The organism is Segatella albensis DSM 11370 = JCM 12258 (assembly GCF_000426565.1).
GTDB lineage: Bacteria > Bacteroidota > Bacteroidia > Bacteroidales > Bacteroidaceae > Prevotella > Prevotella albensis.
This window is the reverse complement of the sequence record NZ_AUFP01000022.1, coordinates 22425-30831: the sequence shown is the minus strand read 5'-3', so window position 1 is coordinate 30831 and position 8407 is coordinate 22425. Positions and strand designations below refer to the sequence as shown.

4 protein-coding genes and 1 pseudogene are annotated in these 8407 nt (G+C 43.1%); 1 reads left to right on the top strand and 4 read right to left on the bottom strand.

Translation table 11 applies throughout. The annotated features are described in order from the left end of the window. A pseudogene (locus tag K333_RS13315) lies at positions 1 to 321 on the top strand (IS4 family transposase); the annotation flags it as partial. Between the two features lie 576 nt (positions 322 to 897). Here the strand turns inward: K333_RS13315 and K333_RS12225 are convergent. From K333_RS12225 to K333_RS0108960, 4 genes are read right to left on the bottom strand one after another with little or no spacing between them, the layout of a single operon-like run. Then, positions 898 to 2271, bottom strand: coding sequence for an Outer membrane protein SusF domain-containing protein (locus K333_RS12225; protein ID WP_051230919.1), 1374 nt, complete (start codon positions 2269 to 2271; stop codon positions 898 to 900). A gap of 51 nt (positions 2272 to 2322) precedes the next feature. Next, positions 2323 to 3558, bottom strand: coding sequence for a SusF/SusE family outer membrane protein (locus tag K333_RS0108970; protein ID WP_027452593.1), 1236 nt, complete (start codon positions 3556 to 3558; stop codon positions 2323 to 2325). 20 nt (positions 3559 to 3578) lie between these two features. Then, positions 3579 to 5204, bottom strand: a complete 1626-nt coding sequence (locus K333_RS0108965) for a RagB/SusD family nutrient uptake outer membrane protein (RefSeq protein ID WP_024990544.1) — start codon at positions 5202 to 5204, stop codon at positions 3579 to 3581. 21 nt (positions 5205 to 5225) lie between these two features. After that, positions 5226 to 8285: a SusC/RagA family TonB-linked outer membrane protein gene (locus tag K333_RS0108960; RefSeq protein WP_024990543.1), complete on the bottom strand. Its 3060-nt coding sequence runs from the start codon at positions 8283 to 8285 to the stop codon at positions 5226 to 5228. Positions 8286 to 8407: the final 122 nt, after the last annotated feature.

The window sequence follows — 8407 nt, the reverse complement described above, 5'->3', positions numbered from 1 at the left end:
CTTCTGAATCTTGGCAGATGCCAGTCGATTCATTTCTCTGCACAGATTGCTAGTTTTACACTAACTTTGATGCAGTACAACATACTTTGTACAGTGAAGCGATTTGAATCGTATGAAACCATCGGTATGCTCTTTGTAGATGCTATGGATGAATCTCTAGAGCTGTCTGTAACGGACAAGATATGGGAACTCATACTGGATATCATTCTGGAAATAGCAGCATTGGTATCTGCTGATGCCAGCGAGTTGCTTAGCGCACTTATTGAAGATAATCCAAAGTTCCATAAATTGTATAAAATGTACAATTTAAATGTCGCTTAATGAATACATATTCACTTGCGAAACTTTAGTATTTTATATTTTTTAAACTTTAATGTTGGAACTGTTAAAAGAAAAATGTTTCGCTTTTTGCTCCTTCTAGAATGGATAAGGGCCTTTTGACTCTCAAAAAGCATGGAAAATTTTCTTCAAAAGTTTGAGTCTTTGAACGCAGTTAACTTCATCAGCTTACGCAGTTAACTTTGTAAGCCAATGTGAATAGGTATATAGCCTTACGCAGTTAACAGAAAAAGGCTACATCCCCCAGTATTTTTGAGGATAGAATAAGACGTAAAACTGTAACTGTTTGATAATCAATAGATTGCTATTTGCTCATAATTCCGGTATTCCTAATCAACCCGGCATGAAAATTGAATTCGCGAATTATGAGCACCTTTTGTCAGTTGAGAATTAAAGAATATAAAGTAATCTTAACAAAACGAAGTGCCAACGAAGCTAGGATTTAAATGGCAACTGCAATTTTTCGATCCTTTTCGTAGAAGTACCTTGGTGATCTTAGAAAAAAACGGGATGTATCCCCAATAGATACATCCCGTTTGCTTTATAGCATGATGGATATTAAAGTTTTGTTATCTTAACTTTGTTGGCACCCGCATAGCTTAGGTATAGTTTTATATTATATTTACCCTTTGCAATATTGATGTTGGCACCATCTTGTTTCAGGTTGTTTACGTCACCACCCCAGTTAGCGCATTTCCAGTCGTGGTTCATACGGAACTTGAATTCACTGTTTTTTGTAATATCCAGTTCGCCTTCCCAGCAACCCTCTTCTGTATTGTATGTGAGGTCAACATCTGAAGCCCAGTCTGAGAAGCTACCAATAGCAGAGATGCTCTCAACTTTAACGAGGTTATAGGTCATCTCGGCATAGTTCACATTAATCTGATAGAAACCAGCATCTGCTTTGATATTCTCTTCATCTTTAGAGACAAGTTTCTTTTCAGTGCTATTAGGATCCTGACCAAAGTCATCATCCCATGTGTCAGCCTTTGGCTTGAACTTAAATTCACCGTTCAGGTAATAATATCCCTGATAGTTTCCATCAAAGTTCTCACCGGAAAGAGCGTGTGATGTTTTCCATTCACTCTCGCTTCCAATCTCATAGATGAAAGGTTCGAAATTGAGTTTCTCAATTTTGTAAGTGTACTTCCACATATTGATAGAGAGGCGATAAGTACCAGGTTCCTCAATTCTACCGGCCTTAGGCTCTACTGTGGTAAGGTTGCCTTCGAAAGCATTGTCACCATCGACCAAAGTACCTGCGACACCATCACCGAAGAATTCGCCATTGTAGTTGGTGAGAGGAATAATCTTCCAGTACCAGTTGGAACGGCCTTCAGGAAGTCTAAGGATAGTGTTCCATTCTGGATAATCGTATACATCACCATTACCCACGTGGGTCAACTTTTTAGCACCTTCTTTGCTCCATCCATTGTCGAACATATCTCCGGCAAGGTAATATTCTTCATCGATAAAATGAGGAGCTGTAAGAGTAGCCGTTGCTGTAGCAGTAGTGGTATTCTTCACGCTTAATCCCTTTGACTTAGAGATACCGGTAACCTCCATAGGGATTTCTCGTTTTTCAGGGCGTTTGCCATATAGACTTTCTACGGCATCCTTTAGGTCGGCTGCGGCAGCCTTACCGGTGGCATCAGTCTCGATGGTGAACGACTTTTCACCATTCTTCAATACAGCCACATAGGAATTGGTAGGAACTTCATTGTCAGAATACTCCACAGTAGGGATGAACAACTGAACACTATCTTCTGTGAGTGTTGCATAGTCAACGGCCGGAGCGTTGGCAACAGTAAGTTTTACTGTAACCTGGTCTTCTGCTGCATTGGACTGTGGATTAGCCCAATCTTCATAACCAGCTTCTGAGCAGCTTGCTAATGTAAGGGCAAGACCTAATGAATATATTATCTTTTTCATATTTTTTCGTTTAAAAGGTCAGGAGTGGAGTTTTCCACTCCTGTAGCTTATTTATTGTGCGATAAAGACATACTGTCCTGTGATATCATTGAAGATAACCTTGTATTTACCCTTAGCAACAGCAATGTTGCCACCGCCACTGGTACCTGTACCGTAAGGGAAACTTTCGCTACCCCAGTTGGTTGACCAGCCCGCAGTTGTAAACTTGGCAGTAGTGTCACCGTCAGAAGCATCGAGGACGAAATACCAATCGTGGTTCTTTAATCCAGTCTTGGTGTGTACAGGAGTCATCTTGCCTGAAACTTTCCAACTATCAAAGTCACCGGTACAATATATTTGTTCAAAGACAGAAGGAGCCTTATCAAGTTTTGTGATGGTCATGATGTCCTTGCTGATCACGTCTTTGTCTTTAATCTTCTTTAAAGCCTTGGTGTCGAGAGTGATCGTGTAGTAACCATCTTCCTTGACAGTGATGTTGCCAGAACCACCTTCGTTCTTCTGCAGTACAGGGTTGCCGTCAGCATCGTATTCAAGGGTACCGTCATCGCCCTTCTTCTGACCGATCTGGTCATCCCATTTGTCAGCTTCCTTCTTTAGTTTGAATCCTTCTGTTGTGAGATAACCTGTCCAAGAGAACTTACCCTCACCGGTCTTCTTGTCATAGTTCTGACCAGCGATAGCGTACATAGGAATCATGTTAGGACCGATCTCACCGCCCCAGCTACCGTCACCGATGCATGAACCGATAAGATACCAACCCATAGGAACGACATCCTTTACGAAATAAGGAACTACGGTGAGGTTGATGACATTAGAATAGATGGTATCCTTAGCATAAACACTCATCACACGAACCTTGACATCCTTCTTGGCAGGAATGTCATCTTCGCCCCATCCTCCGATTGTCTGAATGCCTTTAGCCAAAGTGGAACCAATAACGGAGGTGCTGCAAACACCTGTTGGGTCTGATACTGTAGCATAGGTAGGTTTTGTCTTGCCACTCTCGTCAGCAGCAGCTTGTTCTGTAGAAACCGACCAGTCATCATTCAGAGATACCTGTACCTCATATTGGGCAGCAGCAGGGAAGCCATAGTCAGGTTGTGACCAGGTGAGACGCATACTATCTGTAGTCTCCAAGTCAATATTCGAAGTAGAATAGGCTGGAGTATTTAGTGTGAAGGTCTCCGGCGTTTGTAGTGTCGGATTATGGCTCAGATCGTCGCTACAAGCTGTGAAGGCCATAGCACAACCAATGAGGGCTCCTGCCATTATTTTTATCTTATTCATGATAATTAATTCTAAATTGTTTATTTTTGATTATCTTTATAACCTTCGTTCTGTTGCAAGTTTCCGTTTGCATTCAAGTCAGATGAAGGTATTGCGAACAAGTTGTAGTGCTTGTCTATGTTACGACCATTCTTGGCGCCACCTTTCCATGTCCAGTTGTAGTTGGTGTTACCACCAAACTTGCCGAAACGGATGAGGGTAGGGCGACGGATGCCTTCGAAATAGAACTCACGGCTCCACTCGTCACAAATGTCATCAAGAGTGTAACCAGCCTTGGTTGATGCGTTTGCTCTGCTACGGAGCTGATTCAAGTATCCTACACCTTCTGCTGTTGCGGTACCTCCATTCGCTCTTGCTGTAGCTTCTGCATAGATAAGATATGCTTCTGCAGAACGGAAGAAGAAGAAATCAGTATCAGGGAATTTGGTGTTCTTGGCAGTACCGGTGGTGTACCAGTTGTTGAACTTACATACACCGTAGCCATCGGTAAAGGTTGATGGATCGTTGTTTTCCAATTCGCGGCCGTTGCCGGTGAAGATGGCACGATCATCCTTTGCTTCCTTTGTCATCTGGTAAGCGTCTACCTGAGGAGCTGTCTGTGGGAAGAACTTCTTGATAAGATCAGGGCGTGCTCTGTTACCACTCCATTTCTCTGTGGTGTTCATACCGACAGATTTACCATCAGGATTTACAATCTCTGTTGCGTTGGTTGTGCTGGCAATCAGGAATAGGGTAGTACCATAAGAATGGGTCTTCTCACCATCCTGAATAACAGAGAAAATACACTCCTGAGAAGCTCCGTTTATACCATTGTCACCCATGAACAACTGCTGATAAGGACTCCAGTTACCTTTCTTCGTGGTGTAGAGCTTGAAAGGTGAGTCGATGACTTTCTTGGCATACTCGGCAGCCTTACCCCATTCTGGAGTGCCTGTGTATACCTCTGCGTTCAGATAAAGACGTGCAAGTAATAACCATGCGGCAGCTTTGTCTACTCGGCCATAGCCTTCCTCGCCTTTCTTCTCTGGTTTTGCCTCTGCAAGATCGTTCTGAACATCAAGGAGTTCGCTCTCTACCCATTTGTAGAGGTCAGCTCTCTTGATCTGTTGTGGCTTTTCTGAAGAAACCGCTGTGGTGAAAGGTACATTACCCCAACCATCGAGGAGAAGATAATACTGGAGAGCTCTCAAGAATCTAGCCTCGGCAGTCTTCTGTGCATCAACAGCACCAAAGTCTGCTATGTACTGGTTGCAGTAGCTGATACCGGCATACAGACGATAATAGAAACCTCGAAGCATTGGTTGCTGAGCATCGTAGGTATTGAAGTTGAAGTTCTCGATACCTGGGTCACCCCATGCACAGATGGCTTCATCAGTAGTCAACTCATTGGCATTGAACATTTGGCGGACAAAACCTGTGGTACCACCGTCAAGACCGTCGATATCACAGTCTCCGTCAGGACCACTGTTTCCGGCAACTGCAAGGTTAGCATAACACTTGTTGAGCAAGTTGTCAGAATTGATTCTTTCCTTAGTCTGCAGGTTTGGATCGATAGGCATAACATCCAAGTCTGAAGAGCATGATGGCAAGCCTAGTGATAAGATCATCGCTGCTGCAGGTAATATAGTTTTTATATATCTTTTCATGATAATATTCCTCTTAATTGATTAGAAATTCAGGCTTAAACCTAAAAGGAATTCGATAGGACGTGGATAAAGGTTTCTATCAATGCCCTGGAATACTTCTGGGTCGATACCTTTGTATTTTGTGATGGTAAATACATTACTAGCAGAACCATAGACACGGCCACTGACACCATTCCAACTTCCACTGCGGAAGAGGTTGCTGAAGGTATAACCTAAGGTGATGTTGTCACACTTCAAGAATGAAGCATTCTGTACCCATCGGTCACTTAATGCTTTTGACTCATCGTTGCTCTGCCAGTTATCGGCTGCTGATGCTTTTGGAACATTACTCAAGAAGGATTGCTGTGCAAAGATTGCTGTGATACTGGTGTTGGTATGACCAGACATCATGTCGTTGAAGACATAGTTGCCGATGCTTGCACGGAGTGTAAAACCAAAGTCCCAATTCTTGTATTCCATACGAGATGAAAGCCCCATGGTGACAGGAGCTGTTGGATTCTTGTAGTAATACTTGTCGGCAGCGGTGATCTTACCATCTCCATTGCGGTCTACTACTGCACCTTCGATGGCTTTGCCATTCTTGTCGTATACCTGCTGATATACATAGTATGAGAAGGCTGGATGACCTACGTTATGAGCCTGAGCGGTAAGACCTGTACCAGAAGAGATACCACCTACGGCAACAAAGTAAGAAGGATCGTCACCACCATTCAACTTTGTGATCTTGTTGGCATTGTAAGCCAAGTTATAGTCGATTACCCAGTTGAAGTCTTTATTCTCAATGGCTACCCATTTGATAGCTGCTTCAATACCGGTGTTGGTCAATGAACCGATATTTGAAATCACCTGGTTACGGAAGTTTGAACCTGCAGGAACATCAACGATATTCAGCAAGTCGGTTGTCTTACGATAATACCAATCGAAACTACCGGTGATTCGCTTGTTGAAGAGTCCCCAGTCGAGTCCTACATTATATGTTGTTGTGGTCTCCCATTTCAAGTCAGGGTTGTATGCCTTAGGACGTGCAATGTTGCCATTGCCTACAGCATTATAATAAGAACCTACTCCTGAGTTCATCTCGTAGATGGCGAAATATGGATAGTCACCGACGTTGATTTCCTGTTGACCGGTCATACCCCAACCAAGACGGAGCTTCAGGTCTGAAAGCCATTTGATATTGCGGAGCTTGCTCTCATCCTTGATCTTCCACATGAATGCAAATGAAGGGAAGTCTGAGAAGTGCTTCTTGAAACGTGATGAACCGTCTCGACGATAGGTCGCTGTGAGATAATAACGATCTAACAGACTCCAGTTGGCACGACCGAAATAAGAAACAAGATAGCTCTCTGTGAGGAACTTGTAGTCGTCTAAGATACCATCGCCATCATAGTCTACACCATTATCTGTATGGATGTCGGAATTAAGTCCGTTCCATGCGTCATTGTATGAACGATAACGGTTAGAGGTTTTTCTCCAGAAATGAGATTCCTCAGTACCGACCATGACATCCAGATGATTCTTGGCTGCATCGTTGAAGTCATGATTATACATGGCATAGATACTACCTTGGAAGTTGCGCTTCAAAGATCTGTCGAATCCGAAAGAACCATAGTAGAAAGCCAATGGACATCTAGGGTCTACGTCCTTATTCTGAGTACCCTGTGCTACGTCGAAACCTACTGTACCGTGGATGCTCACGTCTTCAAGACCATGAACTTTATAGTCTACATCACCACTTAATAATAAGTCACGGCTAATAGCTCTATCATTTTTCAATTGTAAGATAGCAACAGGGTTCTTGGTACCCTGACTGTCCAGAGTGTATGGATATTTATCGTTGCCTAAGGCAGCTCCAGGAGCCTTCCATGCAAAGTATCCACCAAAGTTGGCTGCATCTTCAGAATTGTCGTAAACACTCTGTGTTGGGTCGAAGGCTACAGCGGCACCGATAGCAGCACCATCTGCATAGCGGCTCTTTGCCCACATACCCTTGGCATTGACATTGAATTTCAGATGATCCTGAAGGAATGCAGGAGAAAGGTTTAATGATGCGGTGTAACGCTCGAAATTAGAGGTCTTGATGATACCTTGCTTGTTGGTATATCCCAAAGATACTCGGTAAGGTAAGATACCAGCGGTAGTACCACTGATCGTAATGTTGTGGTCATGACCGAATGCTGTGCGCAGAATCTCATCTTGCCAGTTGGTGTTGGCAGTACCTAACAGTTTGGCAGCTTTGCTGTCTTCGCCGAACTGTGTCTTGACGAAATCGCGGAATTCATCACCATTCATCACGTCGATAGTCTTCTTCTTCGTGCTGACAGAGAAAGAACCATTATATGAGATACTGGTTTTCTTTCTGCCTTTCTTGGTAGTGATGAGGATGACACCATTAGAACCACGGCTACCATAGATGGCTGTGGCAGAAGCGTCTTTTAGAACAGAGAAAGACTCAATATCCTGAGGGTTTACCAAAGACAATGGGTTAGAAAGACCCTGTACACCGTTATTATCCATGGCAATACCGTCGATGACGATTAATGGGTCGTTGGTGGCAGACAAAGACGAACCACCACGGATTCGTATGTTTGCACCACCACCAGGGGTACCACCACCGGAAGTAATATTAACACCCGCAATTTTTCCTTGGATCAAATCTTGAGCATTGACAACAACACCCTTGTTCTTACCATCAGGAGTAAATGCGGTTACAGATCCTGTAAGGTCGCTGCTTTTCTTAGTACCATAACCAATAACAACCACTTCGTTTAATGCTTTTGTGTCGTCTGTTAGTACGACAGACATGTTTTCGCCTGCAGTAACTGTTTTTGGCGACATACCTAAATAGGTAATAGTAAGCTTTGTTCCTGGCTTTACATTAATGGAATAGTTACCATCCATGTCGGTAATTCCAACAGGTTTACCGTTGGCTGTAATGGTAGCTCCCATGACTGGCTCACCAGAAGCATCTTTCACTTGTCCTTTTATAGCACCATTTTGTGCAAAAGAACTAGCTGCGAGAAGTAATCCTCCAGTAAGGGTCAGCATTCTCTGAGGCAATTTGAATTTTACCTGCTTCATTTGCTTTGATTTTTTAAGTTAACGTAATATATTGTTTCTAGTTAATCCATATAATAAATATAACGTAATAAATTGTTTCATAGCCGTCTTTTCGCTCTTATCACGCTGTCTGCGTTGCAAAT

Excerpts from the sequence above, each read along its gene's own strand:
- K333_RS0108960 (WP_024990543.1), bottom strand. The coding sequence starts at position 8,285 with ATGAAGCAGGTAAAATTCAAATTGCCTCAGAGAATGCTGACCCTTACT.
- K333_RS0108970 (WP_027452593.1), bottom strand. The coding sequence starts at position 3,558 with ATGAATAAGATAAAAATAATGGCAGGAGCCCTCATTGGTTGTGCTATG.
- K333_RS0108965 (WP_024990544.1), bottom strand. The coding sequence starts at position 5,204 with ATGAAAAGATATATAAAAACTATATTACCTGCAGCAGCGATGATCTTA.
- K333_RS12225 (WP_051230919.1), bottom strand. The coding sequence starts at position 2,271 with ATGAAAAAGATAATATATTCATTAGGTCTTGCCCTTACATTAGCAAGC.